The 24,144-nt window shown below is 71.1% G+C and carries 18 protein-coding genes and 3 pseudogenes; 15 read left to right on the forward strand and 6 right to left on the reverse strand.

What is annotated here, in order from left to right:
- The first annotated feature begins 15 nt into the window (after positions 1 to 15).
- Positions 16 to 1,260, forward strand: a complete 1,245-nt coding sequence (locus tag GEV43_RS27695; protein WP_160823209.1) for a cytochrome P450 — start codon at positions 16 to 18, stop codon at positions 1,258 to 1,260.
- A gap of 48 nt (positions 1,261 to 1,308) precedes the next feature.
- On the opposite strand, the gene GEV43_RS27700 is transcribed toward GEV43_RS27695, so the two are convergent.
- Positions 1,309 to 2,853, reverse strand: a complete 1,545-nt coding sequence (locus GEV43_RS27700) for a long-chain fatty acid--CoA ligase (protein WP_160823210.1) — start codon at positions 2,851 to 2,853, stop codon at positions 1,309 to 1,311.
- A 341-nt stretch (positions 2,854 to 3,194) separates the two neighbouring features.
- The gene (locus GEV43_RS27705) at positions 3,195 to 3,800 is read right to left on the reverse strand and encodes a lytic polysaccharide monooxygenase (protein ID WP_160823211.1); all 606 of its coding nucleotides are present in this window, start codon (positions 3,798 to 3,800) and stop codon (positions 3,195 to 3,197) included.
- A gap of 316 nt (positions 3,801 to 4,116) precedes the next feature.
- Between GEV43_RS27705 and GEV43_RS27710 the strand changes: the two genes are divergently transcribed.
- From GEV43_RS27710 to GEV43_RS27725, 4 genes are all read left to right on the forward strand, one after another.
- Positions 4,117 to 4,731: a TerB family tellurite resistance protein gene (locus tag GEV43_RS27710; protein WP_160823212.1), complete on the forward strand. Its 615-nt coding sequence runs from the start codon at positions 4,117 to 4,119 to the stop codon at positions 4,729 to 4,731.
- A 263-nt stretch (positions 4,732 to 4,994) separates the two neighbouring features.
- Entirely contained in the window at positions 4,995 to 7,463 is a 2,469-nt protein-coding gene (leuS, locus tag GEV43_RS27715; RefSeq protein WP_160823213.1) for a leucine--tRNA ligase, read from the forward strand.
- A 210-nt stretch (positions 7,464 to 7,673) separates the two neighbouring features.
- Entirely contained in the window at positions 7,674 to 8,036 is a 363-nt protein-coding gene (locus GEV43_RS51175) for an antibiotic biosynthesis monooxygenase (RefSeq protein WP_160823214.1), read from the forward strand.
- A complete protein-coding gene (locus GEV43_RS27725; protein WP_160823215.1) occupies positions 8,033 to 8,668 on the forward strand; it encodes a DsbA family oxidoreductase in 636 nt (211 codons plus the stop codon). Before GEV43_RS51175 ends, GEV43_RS27725 begins: the two co-directional genes overlap by 4 nt.
- Positions 8,669 to 8,965: 297 nt before the next feature.
- On the opposite strand, the pseudogene lexA reads toward GEV43_RS27725, so the two are convergent.
- A pseudogene (lexA, locus tag GEV43_RS56350) lies at positions 8,966 to 9,325 on the reverse strand (transcriptional repressor LexA); the annotation flags it as partial.
- A gap of 83 nt (positions 9,326 to 9,408) precedes the next feature.
- Positions 9,409 to 9,627: pseudogene (locus tag GEV43_RS56355) on the reverse strand (winged helix DNA-binding protein); the annotation flags it as partial.
- A gap of 1,012 nt (positions 9,628 to 10,639) precedes the next feature.
- On the opposite strand from GEV43_RS56355, the gene GEV43_RS55200 reads away from it, so the two are divergent.
- The 5 genes and pseudogenes from GEV43_RS55200 to GEV43_RS27755 all read left to right on the forward strand — a co-directional run bounded on the left by GEV43_RS55200 (position 10,640) and on the right by GEV43_RS27755 (position 16,764).
- On the forward strand, positions 10,640 to 10,792 hold the full coding sequence (locus GEV43_RS55200; protein ID WP_160823216.1) for a LysM peptidoglycan-binding domain-containing protein: 153 nt from the start codon (positions 10,640 to 10,642) through the stop codon (positions 10,790 to 10,792).
- Positions 10,793 to 11,147: 355 nt separating this feature from the next.
- Positions 11,148 to 11,624 (forward strand): transcriptional regulator NrdR, encoded by a 477-nt coding sequence (gene nrdR, locus GEV43_RS27740; protein ID WP_160823217.1) that lies wholly within the window; start codon positions 11,148 to 11,150, stop codon positions 11,622 to 11,624.
- Positions 11,625 to 11,742: 118 nt separating this feature from the next.
- A pseudogene (locus GEV43_RS27745) lies at positions 11,743 to 14,612 on the forward strand (vitamin B12-dependent ribonucleotide reductase).
- A gap of 641 nt (positions 14,613 to 15,253) precedes the next feature.
- Positions 15,254 to 16,180, forward strand: coding sequence for a MerR family transcriptional regulator (locus GEV43_RS27750; RefSeq protein ID WP_160823218.1), 927 nt, complete (start codon positions 15,254 to 15,256; stop codon positions 16,178 to 16,180).
- An 80-nt stretch (positions 16,181 to 16,260) separates the two neighbouring features.
- Entirely contained in the window at positions 16,261 to 16,764 is a 504-nt protein-coding gene (locus tag GEV43_RS27755; RefSeq protein ID WP_160823219.1) for a DinB family protein, read from the forward strand.
- Between the two features lie 59 nt (positions 16,765 to 16,823).
- Here the strand turns inward: GEV43_RS27755 and GEV43_RS27760 are convergent, their stop codons facing one another.
- Positions 16,824 to 17,405 carry a TetR/AcrR family transcriptional regulator gene (locus tag GEV43_RS27760; protein ID WP_160823220.1) on the reverse strand — a complete coding sequence of 194 codons (582 nt, stop codon included), beginning with the start codon at positions 17,403 to 17,405 and terminating at the stop codon, positions 16,824 to 16,826.
- Between the two features lie 236 nt (positions 17,406 to 17,641).
- Between GEV43_RS27760 and GEV43_RS27765 the strand changes: the two genes are divergently transcribed.
- Together GEV43_RS27765 and GEV43_RS27770 are read left to right on the forward strand one after the other, a co-directional pair.
- Positions 17,642 to 18,610: a pirin family protein gene (locus GEV43_RS27765; protein WP_160823221.1), complete on the forward strand. Its 969-nt coding sequence runs from the start codon at positions 17,642 to 17,644 to the stop codon at positions 18,608 to 18,610.
- 316 nt (positions 18,611 to 18,926) lie between these two features.
- Positions 18,927 to 19,976, forward strand: coding sequence for a biotin/lipoate A/B protein ligase family protein (locus GEV43_RS27770; protein ID WP_160823222.1), 1,050 nt, complete (start codon positions 18,927 to 18,929; stop codon positions 19,974 to 19,976).
- A 157-nt stretch (positions 19,977 to 20,133) separates the two neighbouring features.
- On the opposite strand, the gene GEV43_RS27775 is transcribed toward GEV43_RS27770, so the two are convergent.
- Positions 20,134 to 21,567, reverse strand: a complete 1,434-nt coding sequence (locus GEV43_RS27775; protein WP_160823223.1) for an MFS transporter — start codon at positions 21,565 to 21,567, stop codon at positions 20,134 to 20,136.
- Between the two features lie 127 nt (positions 21,568 to 21,694).
- Here GEV43_RS27775 and GEV43_RS27780 point away from each other — a divergent pair, with 127 nt between their 5' ends.
- The 3 genes from GEV43_RS27780 to GEV43_RS48350 all read left to right on the forward strand — a co-directional run bounded on the left by GEV43_RS27780 (position 21,695) and on the right by GEV43_RS48350 (position 24,127).
- A complete protein-coding gene (locus tag GEV43_RS27780; protein WP_160823224.1) occupies positions 21,695 to 22,423 on the forward strand; it encodes a TetR/AcrR family transcriptional regulator in 729 nt (242 codons plus the stop codon).
- A 169-nt stretch (positions 22,424 to 22,592) separates the two neighbouring features.
- Positions 22,593 to 23,513, forward strand: coding sequence for a TerD family protein (locus tag GEV43_RS51185; RefSeq protein ID WP_241683061.1), 921 nt, complete (start codon positions 22,593 to 22,595; stop codon positions 23,511 to 23,513).
- A 17-nt stretch (positions 23,514 to 23,530) separates the two neighbouring features.
- On the forward strand, positions 23,531 to 24,127 hold the full coding sequence (locus GEV43_RS48350) for a hypothetical protein (protein WP_206681543.1): 597 nt from the start codon (positions 23,531 to 23,533) through the stop codon (positions 24,125 to 24,127).
- Positions 24,128 to 24,144: the final 17 nt, after the last annotated feature.

Consider the following 24,144-nt stretch of genomic DNA (forward strand, 5'->3'; position numbering starts at 1 on the left):
GGCGCCAATGGGAGGATGCGAACCGAGGACATCGACCTGTCCGACATGGGCTTCTGGGCCCGTCCGTCCGCCGAACGGAACGCGGCGTTCGCGGCGCTCCGGCGGCTGGAGCGGCCCGCGCACTTCGCCGAGCCCGACCTGTCCGCCCTCGGCTTCCCGCAGGGGCCCGGCTACTACGCCCTCGTCACGCACGCGGACGTGACCGAGGCCAGCCGCAACCCCAAGGTCTTCTGCTCCTCGCGCGGCAGCGTGGCCAACACCTTCGACCCGCCCGAGGAGTTCCTGGAGTACTTCGGGTCGATGATCAACATGGACGACCCGCGGCACGCCCGGCTGCGCCGCATCGTGTCCCGCGCGTTCACCCCGAAGATGGTCGAGAAGATCCGCGCGGACATCGACCGGGCCGCCGTCCGGCTGATCGAGGACCTGCGGCGCAAGGGCGGCGGCGACTTCGTCACCGAGGTCGCCGCCCCGCTCCCCCTGAAGATCATCTGCGATCTGATGGGGCTGCCCGAGGAGCGCTACCGGCGGGTCTTCGAGCTGTCCAACGCGATGATCGGCTCGTTCGACCCCGAGTACGTGCCCGACTACACCGAGGCGCTCGGCACGGTCCTCGCGTCCGCCGAGGAGATGCGCGGGCTCGTCCAGGACCTCGCCGCGGAACGGGCCGAGCGCCCCGCCGACGACCTCACGTCCCTGCTGGTGCACGCGAACGTCGACGGCGAGTCGCTCAGCGACCAGGAGCTCGGCTCGTTCTTCATCCTCCTGCTCGTCGCGGGCAACGAGACCACGCGCAACGCCATCGCGCACGGGCTGAAGCAGCTCACCCTCAACCCCGGCCAGCGCGACCGCTGGATGTCCGACTTCGACCGGTACGCTCCGAGCGCCGTCGAGGAGATCGTCCGCTACGCCAGCCCCGTCACGTACATGCGCCGCACCGTCACCGGCGACTACGACCTCCACGGGCACCGCTTCCGGGACGGCGACAAGGTGCTGATGTTCTACTGCTCGGCCAACCGCGACGAGAGCGTGTTCGCCGACCCGGACCGGTTCGACATCACCCGCGACCCGAACCCGCACCTCGGGTTCGGCGCCGCGGGCCCGCACTTCTGCCTGGGCGCCCACCTGGCCCGGATGGAGATCACCGTGGTGTTCCGGGAGCTGTTCCGGCGGCTGCCGGGCCTGCGCTCGGCGGCCCCGCCGGAACGGCTCCACTCCAACTTCATCAACGGGATCAAGCACCTGCGCTGCGAGTTCTGAGCGCGGGGCGGACGGCCCCGGCCCCCGCCGCGCGGGCGCGGCGCCGGGTCAGCGCAGCTCGCGCTTGAGGATCTTGCCGGTGGCCGTCATCGGGAGCTCGTCGCGGAACTCCACGATCCTCGGGTACTTGTAGTTGGCGAACTGCTCCTTGCCCCACGCGACCAGCTCGTCCTCGGTGAGCGCGGCGTCCGGGACGCGGATCACGTACGCCTTGATCTCCTCGCCGTGGCTCTCGTGCGGGACGCCGACGACGGCGGCCAGCGAGACCTGCGGGTGGGTCATCAGGACCTCCTCCAGCTCCCGCGGGTACACGTTGTAGCCGCCCCGGATGATCATGTCCTTGGAGCGGTCGATGATGAAGTAGTAGCCCTCGTCGTCGCGGCGGGCCACGTCGCCGGTCCGGAACCAGCCGTCCCGCATGGCGGCGGCGGTCGCGTCCGGGCGCTTGTAGTAGCCCTTCATGATGTTGTGGCCGCGCACGGCGATCTCGCCCGGCCCCTCGCCCTCGACGTCCTTCCAGTCGTCGTCGATCAGCTTCATCTCCACGCCCCACACCGGCAGGCCGATCGAGCCCGCCTTGGTGGGGCGGTCGGGCCGGTTGAACGAGGCGACCGGCGAGGTCTCCGACAGCCCGTACCCCTCCAGGACGTCCAGGCCGAACTTCTCCTTGAAGCCCTTGAGGACCTCCATCGGCAGCGCCGAACCGCCCGACACCGCGACCCGCAGGTTGGCGCGGATCGCCTCGACGTCCTCGGGGGAGGCGTCGGCGGTCAGCAGCCCCCAGTACATGGTCGGGACGCCCGCGAAGATGTTCACCTTCTCCTTGACCATCAGCTCGATGGCCTGCGCGGCGTCGAACCGGGGCTGGAGCACCAGCGTCGCCCGCCGGTAGAACCCGACGTTCAGCACGCAGGTCTGGCCGAAGATGTGGAACAGCGGCAGCGTCACGAGCGAGGTGTCGTGCAGCGTCCTGGCGAACAGCGTGTCGTCCACCATCGCGTTCATCAGCAGGTTGCCGTGCGACAGCTCCGCGCCCTTCGGCTGCCCGGTCGTGCCGCTGGTGTAGATGATCACCGCGGTGTCGGTCGCCTCGGTGGGCTCCGGCTCGAACGCGGCCGGCTGGTCGGCGAGCGCGGCCCAGAACAGCTCGGCGCCCTCGATCGGCGACTCGGTGGTGGACAGGCTGGCGGGCAGCAGGAAGAAGTGCTCGCAGGCCGCGGCCTGCTCGAACCCGGCGTGGCCCATCTCGCCGAGCGGCAGCTCGGGCGTCCCCTCGAAGCAGAAGAACGCCTTCGCGTCGGAGTCGGCGAGGTGGTAGGCGATCTCGCGCGGCTTGAGCAGGACGTTCAGCGGGACGACGACCGCGCCCGCCTTCAGCGCCCCGTAGTAGACCATCGGGAAGTACGGGAGGTTGGGCGACGACAGCGCGATCTTGTCGCCGGGCCCGACGCCCCGCGCCCGCAGCAGGTTGGCGACCTGGTCGGCGACCGAGTTCACGAAGGAGTACGAGAGCCGCATGTCGCCGAAGACCAGCGCGTCGCGGTCGGGCGTCTCCCGGGCGGCGTCCTCCAGCAGGACGGAAAGGTTCAGCATGGCACTCCTCGCGCGGGGTTCGTCACCAGGCGGTTGTTACCGACGAGTGTATGAATCGTTGGGCTCATCCTGGTGCATCGGAGACCGCCCGCGCCATCCCGGGATCGGTAGATGACGTGCGGTTCTTGACGGAAACCGGCAAAGGAACCCTGCTGCGCGTGAGCAACCGGGGCCCGCGGGGGCCCTCGGCCGCCCCCGGGCATGAGGTTGCGGCGCGCCGCCGTTCTGACGCCTCTCAGAACGGCGGCACGCCGCAAGCCGATGAGCCGGGCCCTCGGGGCGGTGAGGGGCCCGGCGGGCCGGGGCCGCGGGGGGAGGCCCGGCCCGGATCCCCGTCGGGGTCAGCCGAAGTCGACGTCCGCGCAGGAGTAGAACGCGTTGCCGGTGTCCGCGACGTCCCAGACGGCGAGGATCAGGTGGCGGCCCTGCTTGGCCGGCATCGTGCCCGGGTGGGACGGGTTGCTGCCGGGGCTCTTGCCGCCGTAGTCCCGCTGGAGGAACGGCGTGAGGTCGAGCTGGGCCCTGGTCAGGGGCGCCGACGGGTTCCAGCCGTCCTTGGTCACGAAGTAGCGGAACGACGAGGTGGAGTGGACGGCGGTGAGGCGCCAGCTGAACGTGTACGCCTGGCCGCCGGTCACCCGGGTGGCGGGCCACTGCCCGCCGCGCGGGTCGTCCAGCGGGGCCCAGCGGCCGTCGCCCGCGGCGCAGATCTTGCCGTCGGCGGGGCCGCGCGCGGGGAAGCCCTTCGGGCCTTCCACGCTCTGCGGCTCCCACTGGATGGCGCCGCAGTTCTTGACCTTGCCGGTGGCGCAGTTGGAGCTGCGGCTCACGGGCGAGGTGGTGTAGCCGTGGGACAGGGCGGGGCTCGCGAGCACCACCGGGATCCCGGCGGCCGTGACGGCGGTGGCGGCGGCGCCTACCGCGATCTTGAAGCTGGTCCTGGGCATACGCGATCCTCCTGGCGGGGGGCCGGCGGGGAGACCGTGGGAGTCGGCAGCCGGTGCGGGTCGGGGAGCGTTTCCACTACTTATAGGAAGCTTTCCTATTTACTCGGAGGGTCGGCGATCCGGGGCCGCACGTCAAGCCCCGACCGGTTCGGACCGGTGCGTACCGGTACGGCGCACCCGGACCGGAGGGGGTGAACGGCTAGACCGGTGGCCGGATCCGGCCGCGCCCGCACCCGCGCTCCGGACCAGGGACGCCGCGGACGCCCCGTTCGTCCCCGTTACGATGACCGGCTCCGGCTAGGAAAGGCGCGAGATCTTGATCATCTTCGGCTGGCGGGTGGTGTTCTTCACCCTGACCAGGGGTGTCTTCCACTGCCCCGACTGCGGCGGGGACCGGGAGTACCGGCGGCGCTACGGACGCAACTTCTTCACCCTCTTCTTCATCCCCGTCCTCCCGCTCAACAAGACGGGCGGCGAGTTCGTCGAGTGCGAGACCTGCAAGGGCCGGTGGAACGTCGGCGTCCTGGAGGTCCCGACCAGCGCCCAGCTCGCGCACATGCCGGCGATGCTGCTGCGGATGGCGATCGCCCAGGTGCTGCGCTCGGGCGACTACACCAACGCGGCCGCGCGGGAACGGGCCGTCGGCGTGGTCCGGCAGGCCGGCGACGCCGCGTACGACCAGGCCGCCCTCGACGGTGACATGGGCCGCCCGTTCGACCAGGTCCGCGCCGAGATGGCCCACGCCGCGTCCGCCCTCGCCCCCGAGGCGCGCGAGCGGATCCTCAGCGCCGCCGCCGAGATCGCCCTCTCCGACGGCCCGCTCAGCGTCTCGGAGGAGGAGACCCTCTCCGCCGTCGGCGCCGACCTCCAGCTCACCCGCGTCCAGGTCACCGGCGTCGTCTCCATGGCCCGCCAGTCCTCCGGCCACTGAGGGCCCGGGGCCCGTCCGCGGGGCGGCCCAGGGGCCGGATCGCGGCGCGGGCGGGGCCTTCGGGGCGGGCCTTCGGGGTGGGCGGAGTCGCCCGCGCAGAGGCTTGCGGCTGCGCTACTCTTGATGTATGCCAATCCGGCTGCTTCCCGAACGGCCGCGTTGACGCGCTAGACGTCGACGTGGTGGCCCCTCCTGCGCGAGGGGCCGTTTCATGTTCGGGGCGGCCCCCACGATCGTGCGATGGAAGACCGGAGTCTGGAAGCGTGAGCAGCGACGAGCAGTACGACCCGCGGGCGGTTCAGGACAAGTGGCAGGCCCGCTGGGCGGAGCTCGGCCCGTTCGAGGCCGCCGAGGGGGACGACGCCCGGGAGCGGCGCTACGCGCTCGACATGTTCCCCTACCCCTCGGGCGACCTGCACATGGGCCACGCCGAGGCGTTCGCGATCGGCGACGTCGTCGCGCGCTACTGGTTCCAGAAGGGCTTCAACGTCCTGCACCCGATCGGCTGGGACTCGTTCGGCCTGCCCGCCGAGAACGCCGCGATCAAGCACGGCACGCACCCCGCCGAGTGGACCTACGCCAACATCGAGACGCAGGCCGCGTCGTTCCACCGCTACGCCCCCTCGTTCGACTGGTCGCGGCGGCTGCACACCTCCGACCCGGAGTACTACCGCTGGACGCAGTGGCTGTTCCAGCGCTTCTACGAGCGCGGCCTGGCGTACCGCAAGGGCGGCCAGGTCAACTGGTGCCCGAACGACCAGACCGTCCTCGCCAACGAGCAGGTCGTCGGCGGCCACTGCGAGCGCTGCGGCGCCCTGGTCGAGAAGCGCGTGCTGACCCAGTGGTACTTCAAGATCACCGACTACGCCGACCGGCTGCTGGACGACATGGCGCAGCTGGAGGGCAAGTGGCCCGAGCGCGTCCTGCTCATGCAGCGCAACTGGATCGGCCGCTCCACCGGCGCCGACGTCGACTTCGTGATCGAGGGCCGCGACGAGCCCGTCACCGTCTACACCACCCGCCCCGACACGCTGTACGGCGCGACGTTCATGGTCGTCGCCGCCGACGCGCCGCTCGCCGAGGAGGTCTGCGCCCCCGGGCAGCGCGCCGCGTTCGAGGCGTACCGCGAGGAGGTGTCGCGCGAGAGCGAGATCGAGCGGCTGTCCACCGAGCGCGAGAAGACCGGCGTGTTCCTCGGCCGCTACGCGGTCAACCCGGTCAACGGCGAGCGGATCCCCGTCTGGGCGTCCGACTACGTCCTGGCCGAGTACGGGCACGGCGCGATCATGGCCGTCCCGGCGCACGACCAGCGCGACCTGGACTTCGCGCTGAAGTTCGGGCTGCCCGTCCGGATCGTCGTCGAGACCGGCGAGGCCGACCCCGCCGAGACCGGCGCGGCCACCGCGGGCGACGGCCGGATCGTCAACTCCGGCCCGATCGACGGCCTGCCCAAGGCCGAGGCGATCACCCGGATCACCGAGATCCTCGCCGGCAAGGGCCTCGGCAAGCCCGCCGTCAACTTCCGCCTGCGCGACTGGCTGGTCTCGCGGCAGCGGTTCTGGGGCTGCCCGATCCCGATCGTCCACTGCGACGCGTGCGGCGAGGTCCCGGTCCCCGACGACCAGCTCCCGGTGACGCTGCCCGACAACCTGCGAGGCGCCGACCTCGCGCCGAAGGGCGAGTCGCCGCTGTCGGCGGCGTCCGACTGGGTCAACGTCGACTGCCCCAAGTGCGGCGGCCTCGCCAAGCGCGACACCGACACGATGGACACGTTCGTCGACTCGTCCTGGTACTACTTCCGCTACTGCTCGCCCGGCTACACCGGCGGCCCGTTCGACGTCGAACGGGTCCGCGAGTGGATGCCCGTCGACCAGTACACCGGCGGCGTCGAGCACGCGATCCTGCACCTGCTCTACAGCCGGTTCTTCACCAAGGTCCTGCACGACATGGGCATGGTCGACTTCACCGAGCCGTTCACCCGGCTGCTCAACCAGGGCCAGGTGATCCTCAACGCCAAGGCCATGTCCAAGTCGACCGGCAACCTGGTCGACCTCGGCGAGCAGATCGCCGAGTTCGGCGTGGACGTCGTCCGCCTGGCGATGCTGTTCTCCGGCCCGCCCGAGGACGACATCGACTGGGCCGACGTGTCGCCGCACGGCATGTCCAAGTTCCTGTCGCGCGTGCACCGGATCGCGACGGAGGTGTCGTCCGCGCCGGGAGCCGACCCGTCCAAGGGCGACCCGGAGCTGCGCCGCGTCACCCACCGCACCGTCGCCGAGGCCACCACGCTCGTCGAGTCGCACCGCTTCAACGTCGCGATCGCGCGGCTGATGGAGCTGGTCACGGCCACCCGCAAGGCGATCGACTCGGGTCCCGGCGCGGCCGACCCGGCCGTCCGCGAGGCCGCCGAGACCATCGCGGTCGTCCTGTCCCTGTTCGCCCCGTACACCGCGGACGAGGCGTGGGAGCTGCTGGGCCGCACCGCCCCGGTCACCCGCGCCGGCTGGCCGTCCGCCGACCCGGCCCTGCTCGTCCAGGAGTCGGTGACGTGCGTCGTCCAGGTGGCGGGCAAGGTCCGCGACCGCCTGGAGGTCGCGCCGGACATCGGCGCCGACGAGCTGGAACGCCTCGCGCTCGCCTCCGCCAAGATCACCGAGGCCCTGGCCGGGGCGTCGGTCCAGCGCGTCATCGTCCGCGCCCCCAAGATCGTCAACATCGTCCCCGCCCGCTGACCCGGCCCCTGCGCCGCGCAGGGCCCCGCACGCGAACGACCTGCGTGCGGGGCCCTCGCGTTCCCCCGGTCCGCGCCGCGGTCGGGAGGCCCGCGCGTGATCGCGCGGTGCGGGCGGCGGGCGCTCGACGTCCGCCCGGCCGCCGATTTGACCTCAAGTTCGGTCGAGGTCTCATGATCGTGCTCGACATCGTCGAACGGGGAGCACGGCATGGGCAGTGAGCGGCACTTCTACTCGATCATCGACTACACGGTGGACGGCCCGGAGACGGCGGACGAGCTCGTGGACGCGTTCGCCGACATCCAGGAGCGGTGGGTCCGCTTCTATCCCGGCTACGTCTCGTCCACGTTCCTGGTGAACGTCGACGGCACGCGCGTCTACAACCTCGTCCGCTGGGCGAGCGAGGCCGACTACCGGCACTTCGAGGAGGTCTCCGACACCGAGGGGCGGGTGGCGGCCATCGGCGCCGCCCTGGGCGGCCTGCGCGGCGAGGCCGAGGCCCGCATGACCGAGACGCCCCGCTACCGCGTCGCGCGCGAGATCACGCCCGGCCCGCGCAAGGACGCGCCGTGAGCGCCGTGCGGCTGGAGGTGTACGCGGACATCCTGTGCCCGTGGTGCTACATCGGCGAGCGCCGCCTCGCCGCGGCCCTCGCGGGCTTCGCGGACCGCGACCGGGTGGAGGTCGTCCGGCGGTCGTTCGAGCTGGCCCCGGACGCGGGCACGGCGCCCGGACCCACGGCGGCCGAGGCCATGCGGGAATGGCACGGCGACCGCGCCGCCGAACGCGCCGCGCGCATCCGCGCCCTCGGCGCCGCCGAGGGCCTCGACCTGCGCCTGGACGTCGCGCGACCGGTCAGCACGTTCGACGCGCACCGCCTGCGGCACCTCGCCACCGAACGGGGCGTGGGCGACGCGATGATGGAACGCCTCCTGCGCGCGTACCACACCGAGGGCCTCAACATCGCCGACCGCGCCGTCCTCACCCGGCTGGGCGTCGCGACCGGCCTGGACGAGCCCGATGTGGCCGCGACCCTCTCCGGCGACCGCTACGCCGCCGAGGTCAGAGCGGACGAACGGCGCGCGGCCGAACACGGCGTCACGGGCGTCCCGTCCCTGCTCATCGCGGGCGGCCCCCCGTTCCCGGGCGTCCAGTCACCCGCCGCTCTCCGCGACCACCTGAACACAGCCCTCAACCACCCCTGACCCCAGAGCCGTACCCGCGCCGACCGCGCCGCGCCGCGCGAGGGCGAGCCGATGTCCGCCCGCGCCGAGGACGACCCCGGACCCGCGCCGGGATGGAGCCGCGCTTGCGCCCCGCGGCGTGGGGGCGGCTAGCGTTCGCACGGGTCGGTCCGGGTGGATCCACGCGCGCGTCGCGTGCGGGCCGGCCGGACGTGGGCCGGGCGGCGGACGGGGGCGCCGACGTTCGCCGTCGCGAACGGGGCGGGCGGAGGCGGGGAGGCGGGCCGTCCGGCGCGGGGTGCCGCGCCGGACGGGGGGTCACATCTTGCGGAGGACCGCCACGACGCGGCCCAGCACCGACGCCTCGTCACCGGGGATCGGCTCGTACGCCGCGTTCTGCGGCATCAGCCAGATGTGGCCGTCGCGGCGCTTGAAGGTCTTCACCGTCGCCTCGCCGTCGATCATGGCGGCGACGATGTCGCCCTGCTCGGCGACCGGCTGCTGCCGGACGACCACCCAGTCGCCGTCGGCGATGGCGGCCTCGATCATCGAGTCACCGGTCACCTTCAGCAGGAAGTGCGTGCCCTCGCCGACGAGCTGCTTCGGCAGGGTGAACACGTCCTCCACCGCCTCCTCGGCGAGGATCGGCCCGCCGGCGGCGATCCGGCCGACGAGCGGCACGTACGCGGGCGCGGGGCGGGTCGAGGTCTCCTGGCCGTTGGCCACCTCGAACGAATCCGGCTCGGTGCGCACCGGCGTCGCCCCGGGACCCGAACCTCCACCGCGCGCGGGCGGTTGGGGTCGCGGCGGAGGAAACCCTTGCGCTGCAACGCCCGGAGCTGGTGGGACACGCTGGAAGTGCTGGTCAGACCGACGGCCTCTCCGATCTCCCGCATCGACGGCGGGTAACCGCGGCGCTGGACCGAGTCGCGGATCACTTCGAGGACCATGCGCTGCCGCTGGGTCAGGCCGGTCTCGTCCATCGGCCCGTCGGGCAACTCCCGGACCTTGCTCATCGCTGGTCGCCTCCTGGGCGCTTCGATCCGTCACTCCTTGTCATGGAACGTTATCGCGTCCGAGCTGGATGATCAAACAATTGTTCGAAGAAGGTGCTCGCATTTCGGCGGGGGTCTGAGGTAGAACATCGTACACACGTTCGATCGAAAACTCGTTCGAAGATCAACGAACGTTCGGCTGATGGCGAGGAGGGCCGGCATGTCGGGTTCGCCCCACCGGGGGAATGCGAAGGCGAACGGACCGCGACCGGAGCCGAGGCCGCGGCTGCGCCTGATCGAGGGCGGCGCCCGATCCGAGCCCGACCCGCCGACGCCACGCAGAGCGACCGGCGATGGGGCCGACGGCCCACACCCGTCCTCCCGGTCCGCCGCCCGACGCGGCGCCCAGGAGAACGCCTCTCGCGCACGGCATCCCGCGGCCCGCCGCCCCTCGCCCGGGACCGACTGCCGGGGAGCCGCCCGGCCGTTCCGCGACGATCGCCCGCTCGCCGTCCGGCCTGATGCCGCGACACGCCGGGTGAGTACTGGGGAATCGGTGGTGAGCGATGTTCCGGCGCGGCGTGGGGCGCGGAGGGCGGAGGAGGATGCTCGTCCGGTGCGGCAGGGGCGTCCGGCCGTAGGTACGAGCGGGCAGCCGGTCGCGAGCGCGGCGGCTCGTTCGGCCGAACGCTCTGCTGTGCGTCCGGCGGCGCGTTCAGTTGTGCGCGCGGGCGCGCGTCCGGCTGGGCGCTCGGCGGCGCGCCAGGCGGCGCGTCCGGGCACGCGTGCGGCGGTGCGTCCGGGCACGCCTTCGGTGGCGCGGCCGGGGGCGCGTTCGGTGGGGCGGGGTGGGGTTCGGTTGACTCGGCGGGGACGGGTCGCGGTGGTCTCGTTCGTGGCGAGTGTGTTGCTGGTGGGGTTGTGGTTGACAGTGGGGAACGGGGCGCTGGCCGGGGCCGGTGGTTCGGAGGGGAGTCGGGGGGCGGGGGAGTCGGTGGTGGTCGGGCCGGGTGAGACACTGTGGGAGATCGCCGCCGGTCTGGACGCGGAGGGGGATCCGCGGGTGATGGTCCAGCGGATCATCGACCTCAACGGGCTCGGGGGAGCGGTCGTCCAGCCCGGACAGCGGCTCCGGCTGCCCGCGCGGTGAGGCCCCGCGCCGACGCGTCCGTCGGGGCGGGGGCGGAGCCGTAGTCGGGGGCGCGGCGGGGTGCGCGGGCCGGGTGCGCGCGGTGATCGTTCCGAGGCGCGGCGGGGTGCGGTGAGGTGCGACGTCGCAGCTCAGAGTGACCGGCGCGGGGCGACACGCCCGGGCGGAACGCGAGAGGTCCGATGTGACCAGGGTCTACGCGTGAGGCGTCCGGTCCAGGTTGCGAACGCCTCCCCAGCCCCTTACGGTTGACCACAACATCTAGTAGTCACATGGATGTCATTAACCACAAGTTGTGTTCTTGTGGCAATGATCTATCCGCGTGGCGCGGTGCCGTCAGGGTGAGGAGGGACGTGTGCACTGCCCGTTCTGCCGCAACCCCGACACCAAGGTGATCGACAGCCGCTCCACCGACGACGGGGCCGCCATCAGGCGCCGCCGGTCGTGCCCGGAGTGCGGCAAGCGGTTCACGACGCAGGAGAACGTGCTCCTGATGGTGGCCAAGCGCAGCGGGGTCACCGAGCCGTTCTCCAGAGAAAAGATCATCGCCGGGGTGCGCAGGGCCTGCCAGGGCCGCCCGGTCGACGAGGATGCGCTGGCCAAGCTCGGGCAGCGGGTCGAGGAGGCGCTCAGGGCGACCGGATCCGCGGAGATCCCCTCGCACGAGGTCGGTCTCGCGATCCTGGGCCCGCTCGGCGAGCTCGACGAGGTCGCCTACCTGCGGTTCGCCTCGGTCTACCGGGGCTTCGAGTCGCTCGACGACTTCGCCAACGAGATCGAGGCACTGCGCAAGGCTGGCTCTTCGGGGGAGCACGCAGGACCGCCGCACTAGTAGGCGGTCGGCGGCCGCAGCAGCACATGTGAAGCGCCCGCGACCTGGGATGACTCAGGCGCGCGGCGGAGTTGTTCCTGGACAGGGCCCAGCGGGAGGGCCCGAGAGGGGGAAGGTCATGACGGAGACGGTGAGCGGCTCGGCGGCTCGGCGCGGCAAGGGGGGCCGCAAGGGGCTGAAGGTCGAGCGGATCTTCACCACGCCCGGCGTGCATCCGTACGACGAGATCCGCTGGGAACGTCGTGACGTGGTCATGACCAACTGGCGCGACGGCTCGGTCAACTTCGAGCAGCGCGGGGTCGAGTTCCCCGACTTCTGGTCGCTGAACGCCGCCAACATCGTGACGTCCAAGTACTTCCGGGGCGCCGTCGGCACCCCCGCGCGGGAGTGGAGCCTGAAGCAGCTCGTCGACCGCGTCGTGCGGATGTACGTCCAGACGGGCATGGACAACGGCTACTTCGCGTCCGACGACGACGCCGAGATCTTCGAGCACGAGCTGAAGTACGCGCTGGTGCACCAGATGTTCAGCTTCAACTCGCCGGTGTGGTTCAACGTCGGGACCAGGTCGCCGCAGCAGGTGTCGGCGTGCTTCATCCTCTCGGTGGACGACACCATGGAGTCGATCCTCGACTGGTACAAGGAGGAGGGGGTCATCTTCAAGGGCGGCTCCGGCGCCGGCCTGAACCTGTCTCGCATCCGCTCGTCCAAGGAGCTGCTGTCGTCCGGCGGCACGGCGTCCGGCCCGGTGTCGTTCATGCGCGGCGCCGACGCGTCCGCCGGGACGATCAAGTCGGGCGGCGCGACCCGCCGGGCCGCCAAGATGGTCGTGCTCGACGTCGACCACCCCGACGTCGCCGAGTTCATCGAGACCAAGGCGCGCGAGGAGGACAAGATCCGCGCGCTGCGGGACGCCGGGTTCGACATGGACCTCGGCGGCAAGGACATCGGCAGCGTCCAGTACCAGAACGCCAACAACTCCGTCCGCGTGTCCGATGAGTTCATGCGCGCCGTCGAGACCGGCGGCGACTTCGGCCTGCGCGCCCGGATGACCGGCGAGGTCGTCGAGACCGTCCAGGCCAAGGACCTGTTCCGGAAGATGGCCAAGGCGGCGTGGGAGTGCGCCGACCCCGGCATCCAGTACGACGACACGATCAACGACTGGCACACCAACCCCGAGTCGGGCCGCATCACCGCGTCCAACCCGTGCTCGGAGTACATGTCGCTCGACAACTCGTCCTGCAACCTCGCCAGCATCAACCTGCTGAAGTTCCTGTCGGCCGACGGCGTGTTCGACGTCGCCAGGTTCGTCAAGCTGACCGAGCTGATCATCACGGCGATGGACATCTCGATCACGTTCGCCGACTTCCCGACCGAGAAGATCGCCGAGACGACCCGCGACTACCGCCAGCTCGGCATCGGCTACGCCAACCTCGGCGCGCTGCTGATGGCGACCGGCCACGCCTACGACTCCGACGGCGGCCGCACGCTCGCCGCGTCGATCACGTCCCTGATGACGGGCGTCGCCTACCGGCGCTCCGCCGAGATGGCCGGCGTCGTCGGCCCGTACGCCGGCTACGCGCGCAACGCCGACGCGCACAAGCGCGTGATGCGCAAGCACGCCGCCGCGTCCGACGACATCCGCACGCTCGGCGAGATGGACAAGTCCATCCTCGCCGCCGCGACCAAGCAGTGGGCCGACTGCCTCAAGACCGGTGAGAAGCACGGCTACCGCAACGCGCAGGCGTCGCTGCTCGCGCCGACCGGCACCATCGGCCTGATGATGGACTGCGACACCACCGGCATCGAGCCCGACCTCGCGCTGATGAAGTTCAAGAAGCTCGTCGGCGGCGGCTCCATGCAGATCGTCAACCACACGGTGCCGCGCGCGCTGGAGCAGCTCGGCTACCAGCAGGAGCAGATCGAGGCGATCGTCGAGTACATCGCCGAGAACGGCCACGTCGTCGACGCGCCCGGCCTGCGGCCCGAGCACTACGAGGTGTTCGACTGCGCGATGGGCGAGCGCGCGATCAGCCCGATGGGCCACGTCCGGATGATGGCGGCCGTCCAGCCGTTCCTGTCCGGCGCGATCTCCAAGACCGTCAACATGCCCGAGCAGGCGACGATCGAGGACATCGAGAAGGTTTACTACGAGGGCTGGAAGCTCGGCCTGAAGGCCCTGGCGATCTACCGCGACAACTGCAAGGTCGGCCAGCCGCTGTCCGCCGCGGGCAAGAAGGAGGAGGCCAAGACCGAGGCCGCCCCCGCCGAGCTCGCGCCGCGCCCGATCCGCAAGCGGCTGCCGAAGCAGCGGCCCGCCACCGTCACCCGCTTCTCCGTCGCGGGCGCCGAGGGCTACATGACCGCCTCGTCCTACCCCGACGACGGTCTCGGCGAGGTGTTCCTCAAGCTCGGCAAGCAGGGCTCCACCCTCGCCGGCGTGATGGACGCGTTCTCGATGGCGATCTCCATCAGCCTCCAGTACGGCGTGCCGCTGGAGACGTGGGTCGAGAAGTTCACCAACATGCGGTTCGAGCCCGCCGGGATGACCGACGACCCCGACATCCGCATGGCCACCTCGGTGATGGACTACATCTTCCGCCGCCTGGCCCTCGACCACCTGCCGTACGAGGAGCGCGCCGGCCTCGGCATCTTCACCGCCGACGAGCGCGCCATGCAGGCCAACGGCGAGGACCCCGCCACCCTGCACGCCGACGACGAGGTCGACCACGAGACGCTCGCGCAGTCGGCCGAGATCACCCAGCACGCCGGGGCCCCGCGCCCGGCGGTCGCGGCACCCGCGGCGACGGCGGCGTCCGCGATGCCCGGCGCCGTCCCGGCGGGGAGGCCCACTCGTCCATGGAGGTCATCGAGAGCCGCCAGGGCCGTACCGCCGACGCGCCGCTCTGCCTCACCTGCGGCACCAAGATGCGTCCCGCCGGAAGCTGCTACGTCTGCGAAGGCTGCGGCTCCACCAGCGGATGCAGCTGATTCCGAACACAACCAAGGCGTAACGCGCCTGGCGGGGAGACCGGCGACGGCCGGTCTCCCCGCTTTTCGGCTTGCCGGGAGCCCCGTAGTGGGGTGGGGGCGCGGCGACCGTTTTGCGCGGACGTTCTGGTCGATCGTTCTGTGCGGACGTCCTGTGCGGTCGTCCTGGGCGGTCGTTCTGTGCGGTCGTCCTGTGTGGTGGTCGCGTGTGGTGGTCGCCTGTGGCTGTCGTGTGCGGTGGTCGCGTGTGGCTGTTGTGTGCGGCCGTTCCGTGGGGGCATTTGCTGCGGTCGTTCTGTGCGGATCGTTTCCTGCGACCGTTCTGCGGGGGCGTTTCCTGGGGCCGTTCTGTGCGGATCGTTCCTGGGGCTGTTCGTGCGGCCGTTGCCTGCGGTCGCCCTCTGCGGTTGTTCTCTGTGGCCGTGCCGTGTGGTCGTTTCCCCGCGCCCGTTTCGCATGCTCGTTCCGTGCGCCCGTTCCGTGCGCGCGTTCCACGCGCGCGTTCCGTGCGCCGTGCGGTGTGCCGTTCCGTGCGGCCGGGCTCGCGCGCGGGGCTTTGGGGCGGGGCCGGGGGCGGTGGCCGGGGTTGTCGCGGTTCCGGGGTTGAGGTTCCAGTGGCTGGAAGGTGCACAGTTCCTCTCATGAGCGCGGAGTTGTTCACGATCGGGCAGCTCGCCGAACGGTGCGGCCTGCCGACCCGGACGGTCCGGTTCTGGTCGGACGCCGGGCTGGTCCCGCCCGTCCGCAGGTCGGCCGGGGGGTACCGCCTCTACGACGCGGAGGCGGTGGCCCGGCTCGACCTCGTCCGTACCCTGCGGGAGCTCGGGCTCGGCCTGGACGCCGTGGAGGCCGTCCTGGCGAGGACGGCCACGGTCGCGGAGGTGGCGGCGGCGCACGTCGCCGCGCTGGACACCGAGATCCGGACCCTGCGGCTGCATCGCGCGGTGCTCAGCACGGTCGCCGACCGCGGCAGCACGATGGAGGAGACGCTACTGATGAACAAGCTGGCCAGGCTGTCCGCCCAGGAGCGGCAGCGGATCATCGACGATTTCGTCCAGGAGATGGTCGAGGGCACCGACCCGGACGCGCCCGCGAGGGGCATCGCCGAAAGTATGCGGCGGCTGCCCGCCGAGCTCCCCGACGACCCGGCGCCTGAGCAGGTGGACGCCTGGATCGAACTCGCGGAGCTCGTCGCGGACGAGAGTTTCCGGCAACGCGTCCGCGCGATGGCGCTCGCGGGAGGTGGGGCGGACGAGCTGGAGTACGAGACCGACCACCACGCCGTCCTCGAACATGCCGGGCGGGCCGTGGCGGACGGCATCGCGCCGTCCTCGTCGCAGGGCCGGACCGTCCTGGCCCGCATCGTTCCGCCGGACACGCCGGTGGATCAGCGTGCGCTCGTCCTCGAACAACTGGAGACGTTCACGGACGCTCGGGTGGAGCGCTACTGGCAGCTCCTGGCGATCGTCAACGGACAGTCGCCGCAGCCGGCCGCCGTCCCCGCCTTCGAATGGTTGATCGCGGCCCTGCGGGCGGACACGGCCGAACGCCGCGAGAACGGCGAGTAACGGAATTCGTGAAGGCTCGTCCGGCTGCGGAGGCGGACGTCGGCCGTTCGGGAGAGCAGGCCGTCTGGGAGAATGGGCTGATGAGCCAACCGGTGCGGAACGGACCACCCCAGACCGGCGACGAGCGGATGACCCTGACCGCTTTCCTCCAATACCAGCGCGACACGCTGGCGATGAAATGCGCGGGCCTCAGCACGGAACAACTGAGGGAACGCGCCGTTCCGCCGTCCGGGCTTTCCCTGCTCGGCCTCATCCGCCATATGGCCGAGGTCGAAAGGGCGTGGTTCCGCAACGTGCTGAACGGTGAGGACAGCGCGAATCGGTGGACGAACGACGAGGGCGAGTGGGCCGATTTCGACGTTGACGGCGCTGACGTGGACGAGGCGTACGACCTCTGGTACGACGAGTGGGCGCGATCGCGTGACATCGTGGACGGCATCGCATCGCTGGACACCGTCAAGCGCCACGGCGATCAGGAGTACTCGCTCCGCTACGTCCTCGTCCACATGATCGAGGAGTACGCACGTCACAACGGCCACGCGGACCTGCTCCGCGAACGCATCGACGGAGCGACCGGCGAGTAGTGCCCGGCGGTCTACCCGCCGCCGGGCGCCCTCGGCCTTGCCTCTCGGTGCTCGTCCGTTCAGGTGCGTCCCGCCACGACCTGGTCGATGAGAAGGTCGAGGCGGACCTGATGGAGCTCCGGGCGAAGGCGGTTCCCGGCGGACAGCGTGGCGATTCCGTGCAGCGAACTCCAGATGACCTCGGCCAGCGATTCCAGGTCCCGTTCTCCTGCCAAGGGCCTGAGCACGGTGACGAACTCGTTGAACGCGGCCTGGAGATTCGCCGGCGATTCACCACTGCCGAAAGAGACGTCGATCCGCTGGACGAACATCGCGTCGTAGAGTGCCGGCCGTTCTCCCGCGAATCTCAGATACGCGTCGGCGACCGCACGGAGCGACTCCTCCGGGGATTCGTGAGAGATCCGGGCGTCGTAGAGTTCGTAAGCCATATCGCCGAATCCGTCGATGGCGACGGCCGCGACGATGGCGCCCTTGCTCTTGAAATGGCTGTAGAGAACCGGCTGGCTGTATTCGACCCGTTCGGCGAGCCGCCGCGTCGTCACCGATTCCCAGCCCTCGGCCTCGGCCATCTCCCGGGCGGTCTGGACGATCAGGCGATGTCGTTCCGCTCGTTCGCGCTCCCGGCGCTGCTGCACTGACACGGTCCGAGTCTAGCGCTGCTAGCAAGCCTAGCCCAGCTATGGGCGCTGGCCGGGCGGCCATCGAGGCGCGCCGTCCCTGAACGCCTGCGGCGAGGCGGCCCGCCGATGCCGGGGCACCCGCAGCGGTGATCCAGTTCCGGGCATAGGGCATCGTTACCGGCAGGGGCCCGTCCGCCTGGGCCGCAGGGCCGCCTCTGGCGCTGATGGGCTAGTGAGCTGATGAAAGGCGAGACAACGTGAGCGATCTCGATCTCCGGCCGACTCCGGTGGTCTGCGGCGGCCGTGACGACGTGTCGGCGCAGCCGGTCAGGGAACTGCTGTCCCCGCGCCGCGTTCCGCTGGGGGAGAGCACGTTCGTCCGCCGGCTGCTGCCCACCCTGGGACGCCGCATGGTCGGCGCCTGGTGTTTCGTCGACAACTACGGCCCGGACCACATCGCGGACGAACCCGGCATGCAGGTGCCGCCGCACCCGCACATCGGCCTGCAAACGGTGAGCTGGCTGCACGCCGGGGAGGTCCTGCACCGCGACAGCCTGGGCAGCCTGCAAACCGTTCGTCCCAAGGAACTCGGGCTGATGACTGCCGGACGCGCGATCTCCCACTCCGAGGAGTCGCCGCGAACGCACACGCCGACGCTGCACGGAGCCCAGCTCTGGGTGGCGCTGCCCGATGGTGACCGGCACGTCGCCCCCGCCTTCGAGCACCACGCCGACCTCCCCGTCGTGACCGGCGGGAACGGTCTCGCTGCCACGGTGATCTTGGGACGGTTCGACGGCGCCGCGTCCCCCGGCGCCACGTACACCCCGATCGTCGGCGCGGACCTCGCCCTGTCGGACGGCGCCGACGTCAGGCTGCCGGTCGAGCCCGACTTCGAGTACGCGGCGCTGACCATGTCGGGGATCACGGAGGTCGACGGCGTGCGCCTGGAACCCGGCTCGATGCTCTACCTCGGCTGCGGACGCCGCGACCTGCGCCTGCGCGCGGACGGCGACAGCGGGCTGGTCCTGCTGGGCGGCGAGCCGTTCGAGGAGAAGCTGGTCATGTGGTGGAACTTCGTCGCCCGCACGGGCGAGGAGATCGCCGAAGCCCGCCGGGCCTGGACGTCGGGCGACCGCTTCGGCACCGTTCACGGCTACGACGGCGCTCCCCTCCCGGCCCCGCCGCTGCCCGCCACACCCCTCAAGCCCCGCGGCCGAACCCGCTAAGGCCCTCGCCACGACCACCCACCGCCCGAGCCGCCCGAGCCGCCCGAGCTGGCCGAGCTGGCCGAGCCGCCCGAGCCGGCCGAGCCGCCCGAGCCGGCCGGGGCGAGGAGATGGAACGGGTTGCGAGGCGCGCGAGCAGCTCGCGGGTCTCGCTCCAGTAATCGGTGAGTGCAGGCATCAGCGAACACCTCCGCGTCCGAGGGGTGAGGCATCGGGCCGTCGGAGGATGGGGACGAGGCCTTGTAGAGGGGTGGCTTGCCTGGGGGTTCTCGGTGTGCGGAATCGGGAGTGGGTCGGAGCCGTTGGGCTGTATGTGATGCACGGTGAGTACAAGGTTCCCGGCGGCAAGCTCGTGGTCGCCGACCTGGATGTCGTTGACGGGCTGCTGCGTTCTCCTCGGATCAGTGGCGACTTCTTCCTGGAGCCCGACGAGGCTCTTGAGGCGATCGACACGGCTCTGGACGGGCTGCCGGCCGGTCTGGAGGCACGGGAGATCGCCCGCCGGGTGGAGGCGGGGCTTCCGCCCGGCACGGTGATGCTCGGGATCTCGTCGGAGGCCGTGGGAATCGCGGTGCGGCGCGCGGTGGCCCGGGCCTCGGACTGGCGTGACCATGATTGGCGGCTCATCCATGAGGGGCCGCAGGAGCCCGCGCTTCACATGGCGCTCGACCAGGTCCTCGCCGAGGAGGTGGGGGCCGGGCGGCGCCCGCCCACGTTGCGCGTGTGGGAGTGGGCCTCGCCTTCGATCATCATCGGGAGCTTCCAGTCCCTGCGCAACGAGGTCGACGCCGAGGAGGCCGAGCGGTACGGCGTGCACGTGGTGCGGCGGATCAGCGGTGGCGGCGCGATGTTCGTCGAGCCGGGCAACACCATCACCTACTCCCTGTACGCGCCCGAGTCGCTGGTGGCGGGCATGTCGTTCGCCGAGAGCTACGCCTTCCTCGACGACTGGGTGCTGGGCGCGCTCGGCGAGCTGGGGGTGCGGGCGTGGTACCAGCCGTTGAACGACATCACCTCGGACCAAGGCAAGATCGGCGGTGCGGCGCAGAAGCGGCTCGCCGTCGGTGCCGTCCTGCACCACGTGACCATGTCGTACGACATCGACGCCGACAAGATGCTCCAGGTGCTGCGGATCGGCAGGGAGAAGCTCTCTGACAAGGGGATCGCCAGCGCAAAGAAGCGAGTCGATCCGTTGCGGCGCCAGACGGGGCTGCCCCGGGAGGAGATCATCGAGCGCATGATCGGTCATTTCCGGGGCCGGTACGGGCTGGCCGCCGACGAGATCACCGATGAGGAACTGCGCCTGGCCGAGAAGTACGCGGCAGAGAAGTTCGACACCGTGGAGTGGACGGCTCGCGTTCCCTGATCGCCGGGCGGTTCTCCGCTGGCTGCTCACGGTCCTTCGTGGAACGCGGGGCTTGTGGGTGCTCGGCGGGTGTTGAGCCTGGGGCGCGGTCGGCATGTTCCCTCCTGGTGATGCCTCGTGGGGTGCGTGGCGGGAGTGGCCTTGAGGGCGGAAGCGGTCAGACTCGGCTTTCAGAGGTGAGCTCGGCCGTGCCTTGAGACTTGGGCGCTGGTGCTGGGGTGTGGGGGCGACGGGTGACGAGGGTCCAGGCTGCTGCGGCGGCGAGTAGATAGGCGACGCCCACCACGAGGAACGAGGCGGTCGCGCCGGTCGTCCAGTCGTGGGTGGCGCCCAGGAGGGCGCCGATTCCGGCGATGCCGACGAGCGTGCCGACCTGGCGGTTGGCGTTGAGGACCGAACCGGCCACGTTGCCCTGGTCGGGGCCCGCGGCGTCGACCAGGGTGGCCGTCATCGCGGGCGAGACGACGCCGCCCGCGATGCCCGTGACGGCCAAGGCCAGAGCGATCAGCCAGTACGGGGTGGTGGGACTGATCGCCGTCAGCGCGAACGAGGCCGCGGCGGCGATCAGGAGAAAGGTGATCAGAAGGGGGCCGTTGGAGAGGCGTGCCGAGATGTGGGAGAACGCCATGTTGCTGAGCGGGATGAAGACGGTCAGCGGCAGGATCTCCAGACCCGCCTGGAGCGGGCTCGCGCCCCTGGCGTGCTGGAAGTAGAGACCCACCAGGAACAGAACGCCGTAGAACGACCCGTTGAAGAGGAAGCCCACGGCGTTGGCGCCCGCGAAGTGCGGCTCGCGGAACATGCGCCAAGGCATGACGGTCGTGCCGGCGCGGCGTTCGCGCAGGGGGAGCAGCGCCGCGGCCGCCGCGGTCACGATGGTCGCGGCGATGACGACGGGGGCGGTCCAGCCGCGCTGCGGACCTTCGATCAGGGCGAAGCTCAGCGAGGCGAGCAGGACGATCAGTATGACGTGGCCGGGCACCGCCAGAGTGGTGGGGCGGCCGGCGGTCGGAGCGACGAAGCGGCGGGTCAGGGCCATTCCGGCGAGGCCGACGGGAAGGTTGACCAGGAAGATGCTCCGCCAGCCGAACGCGTCGACCATGACGCCTCCGATCGTCGGGCCGAACGCGAGGGCCGAGGAGACGATCGCGGACCAGATTCCCAGCACACGGGTGCGTCTGCGACGGTCGGGGAACGCGTCGACCAGGAGGGCGAGGGAGCTCGGCATGAACAGCGCCGCTCCCGCGCCCTGGACGAGGCGGGCCGCCACGAGGATCTCGATGGTGGGGGCGAACGCGCTGGCCAGGGAGGCGACGAAGAACACCGCCATGCCCCACAGGTAGACGGTCCGGGCGCCCACCCGGCCGGCCAGCCCCCCGGCCAGCATCAGCAAGGCGGCGAACGTCAGCACGTAGCCGTCGACCGCCCAGGTGAGCTGGCTCAGCGTGGCGTGCAGCCGCTGCTGGATCGTGGCGCCCGCGACCTGCATCACCGTGGCGTCGAGGCTCGCCATCACGAACCCGGCGGCGAGTGCGGTGATCAGTACTCCGGGCCTGGCGGCGCCGCCTCGACGGGTCTCCCTCGATGCCATGACGAACCCTTCATGATCGAACCGGTAAACGGACGTCTCGCGTCCGCTTGGCGACCCTAACGCAAACGGACGCGAGCTGTCCACTTAAAATGGAGGGTAAGCGTCCGCTTATGGCTAGGATGGGATCATGAGCACGCCGACGAACGCCGTGGACCGCCTGCTGGACGACGGTTCCGGGCGCAGGCCGCGCGCCGACGCCAGGCGCAACGTGGAACGTCTCGTCGCCGCCGCACGGGAGGCGGCGGGCGAGGTCGGCGCCGAGATCACCGCCCACGAGATCGCGCGCCGCGCCGGAGTCGGCGTCGGCACGTTCTACCGGCGGGTCAGCTCCCTGGAGATGCTGCTGGAGGCGGTGCTCGAAGAGGTCCTCGGCGAGATCGTCGAAAAGGGTGATCAGGGTTTGGCCGACCCCGACCCCTGGACCGGCTTCGAAACCTTCGCGACCGCCTACATTCGGCTGCGCAACGAGCTGTGCGACATCAACGAGGCGCTTGGCAACACACTGGGGAACGCGCGTTCCGAACTGCGCGACCGCATCCGCCTGCTCGTCGAGCGTGCGCAGGACGCGGGCGCGATCCGTCCCGACATCGCGTGGGAGGACGTCGCCTTCCTGCTGGTCGGGGTTTCCACCGGCGACCACACGATCGGCCTGCGCGCGGGCGGGCGGCAGTGGGAGCGCAACCTCCAGATCATGCTGGACGGCCTGCGAACGTCCACACCCGCGCCGCTGCCCGGCGAGCCGCCCCTTCACGTCCACCCTCAGACCGGGCCGTCCCCCGTGGAACGGACGCTTACGGAGGTTCTGGCTGAGGGTTCGGCGAACTCCGCAGAGGAGAAGGCCGATTCCACGTCCTGACGCTCGTATGGCGCTGTCGCGCCCAGGACGTCACAGGAGCTCGTGACGCGCCCGGACGGAACTCGTGCCGGGTTCTGTCCGTCTGCCTCAGTGGATGTCGCCTGGTAGGTCGCTGGCCGAGACGACTGCCCATAGGTTGGTGATGTCCGATGACGGAAGAGGAGCGTTCATGTCTTTGCAGAAGGGTGCCAACACGCCGGTGCCGGTCCCCTCGGTACGGGTCGAACTGGGCTGGCAGGGAGGCCCGGGAGTGCCGGACGCCGACGCGTCCGCGCTGTTGCTGGCGGAGACAGGGCGCGTTCGCTCGGACGACGACTTCGTCTTCTACAACCAGCCCGCGCACTCGTCGGGAGCGGTCCGCCACGAGGGCAAGCAGCAGGGACCGACCGTGCTGGACGTGCTCGCGGTAGACCTGGCCCGCGTCGAGCCGGGGATCGACAGGATCGTGATCGCGGCTTCGTCGGACGGCGGTACGTTCGGCCAGTTCCAGGGGCTCTACGTGCGCGTGGTGGACGCGGCGGCGGGAACCGAGGTGGCCCGCTTCGACAGTTCCGGCGCCACGACCGAGACGGCGTTCGTCCTCGGCGAGCTCTACCGCCGTCAGGGCGCGTGGAAGTTCCGCGCGGTCGGCCAGGGGTACGACACCGGACTCGCGGGCTGGCCACCGATTTCGGCATCTCCGTGGATGACGCGGGGCAGGACAGCGCGCCGCCCCCGCAGCAGCCCGCTTCGCCTCCGCCCGCGCCCCAGCAGCAGGCGGCGCCCCCGCAGCCGGGAGGCCAGTACGCTCCGCCGCCGCCTCCTCCAGCGCCGGGCCAGTATGCTCCGCCTCCGCCGCCCGGAGGCCAGTACACGCCGCCGCCACCGCCCGGGGGACAGTACGCTCCGCCCCCGCCGCCCCCAGGACAGGACCCGTACGCGCCTCCGCCCGGACCCGGGCAGTACAGCCCGCCTCCTCCGCCGCCGGGCCAGTACGCGCCGCCGCCTCCTCCGCCGGGGCCCGGCTACCAGCAGCCGCCCGCGCCAGGACAGCCGGCGGCGCAGCAGCCCGGCGGCCAGCAGCGGCCGGGCGGCGGGACCGTCTCCCTGACCAAGAGCGCCCCGTCGGTGTCGCTCACCAAGCACGGCGCGACGTCGGGCAACATGCGCGTCAACCTCAACTGGACCGCGCGCGAGGGCGTCGCCAAGGGACGGCTCGGCAAGCGGCGTCGCGGCGTGGACCTGGACCTCGACCTGTGCTGCCTCTGGGAGTTGCAGGACGGCCGCAAGGGCATCATTCACGCTCTCGGCGACTTCGGGGCCCTGAACCGTCCCCCGTACGTCCTGCTCGACAAGGACGACCGCACGGGCGCGGTGGAGGCGGGCGAGAACCTCACGATCAACCTCGACCACACCGCCGACTTCAAGCGGATCCTCGTGTTCGCCGAGATCTACGAGGGCGCCGACGACTTCCGCGGCCTGGACGCCACCGCGACGCTGTACCCGGTGGGGTCGCCGCCGATCGAGATGCGCATGGACGACTGCATGGACGCGTCGCGCGACGCGGTCCTCGCACTCATCGAGAACGTCGGCGGAGAGCTGATCGTGCGCCGTGAGGGACGCTTCGTCCTGCCGCCCCCCGGACGCCCGCGCTGGGGCAAGATGTCCGTCGACCAGGCGTACAACTGGAATCTGGAGTGGGTCGCTTCGCGCGGAAAGGACTGAACGCGCGCCAAGCCGAC

Source organism: Actinomadura sp. J1-007 (genome assembly GCF_009793335.1).
In the GTDB taxonomy this organism is placed as follows: domain Bacteria; phylum Actinomycetota; class Actinomycetes; order Streptosporangiales; family Streptosporangiaceae; genus Spirillospora; species Spirillospora yumaensis.

Bases quoted from the DNA above. Each gene is read 5' to 3' on its own strand.
- GEV43_RS27750 (WP_160823218.1), top strand. From the start codon at position 15,254: ATGAGCGCGGAGTTGTTCACGATCGGGCAGCTCGCCGAACGGTGCGGC.
- GEV43_RS27780 (WP_160823224.1), top strand. From the start codon at position 21,695: ATGAGCACGCCGACGAACGCCGTGGACCGCCTGCTGGACGACGGTTCC.
- GEV43_RS27695 (WP_160823209.1), top strand. From the start codon at position 16: ATGCGAACCGAGGACATCGACCTGTCCGACATGGGCTTCTGGGCCCGT.
- GEV43_RS27770 (WP_160823222.1), top strand. From the start codon at position 18,927: ATGCACGGTGAGTACAAGGTTCCCGGCGGCAAGCTCGTGGTCGCCGAC.
- GEV43_RS27705 (WP_160823211.1), bottom strand. From the start codon at position 3,800: ATGCCCAGGACCAGCTTCAAGATCGCGGTAGGCGCCGCCGCCACCGCC.
- GEV43_RS51175 (WP_160823214.1), top strand. From the start codon at position 7,674: ATGGGCAGTGAGCGGCACTTCTACTCGATCATCGACTACACGGTGGAC.
- GEV43_RS27755 (WP_160823219.1), top strand. From the start codon at position 16,261: ATGAGCCAACCGGTGCGGAACGGACCACCCCAGACCGGCGACGAGCGG.
- GEV43_RS27700 (WP_160823210.1), bottom strand. From the start codon at position 2,853: ATGCTGAACCTTTCCGTCCTGCTGGAGGACGCCGCCCGGGAGACGCCC.
- GEV43_RS51185 (WP_241683061.1), top strand. From the start codon at position 22,593: ATGTCTTTGCAGAAGGGTGCCAACACGCCGGTGCCGGTCCCCTCGGTA.
- GEV43_RS27775 (WP_160823223.1), bottom strand. From the start codon at position 21,567: ATGGCATCGAGGGAGACCCGTCGAGGCGGCGCCGCCAGGCCCGGAGTA.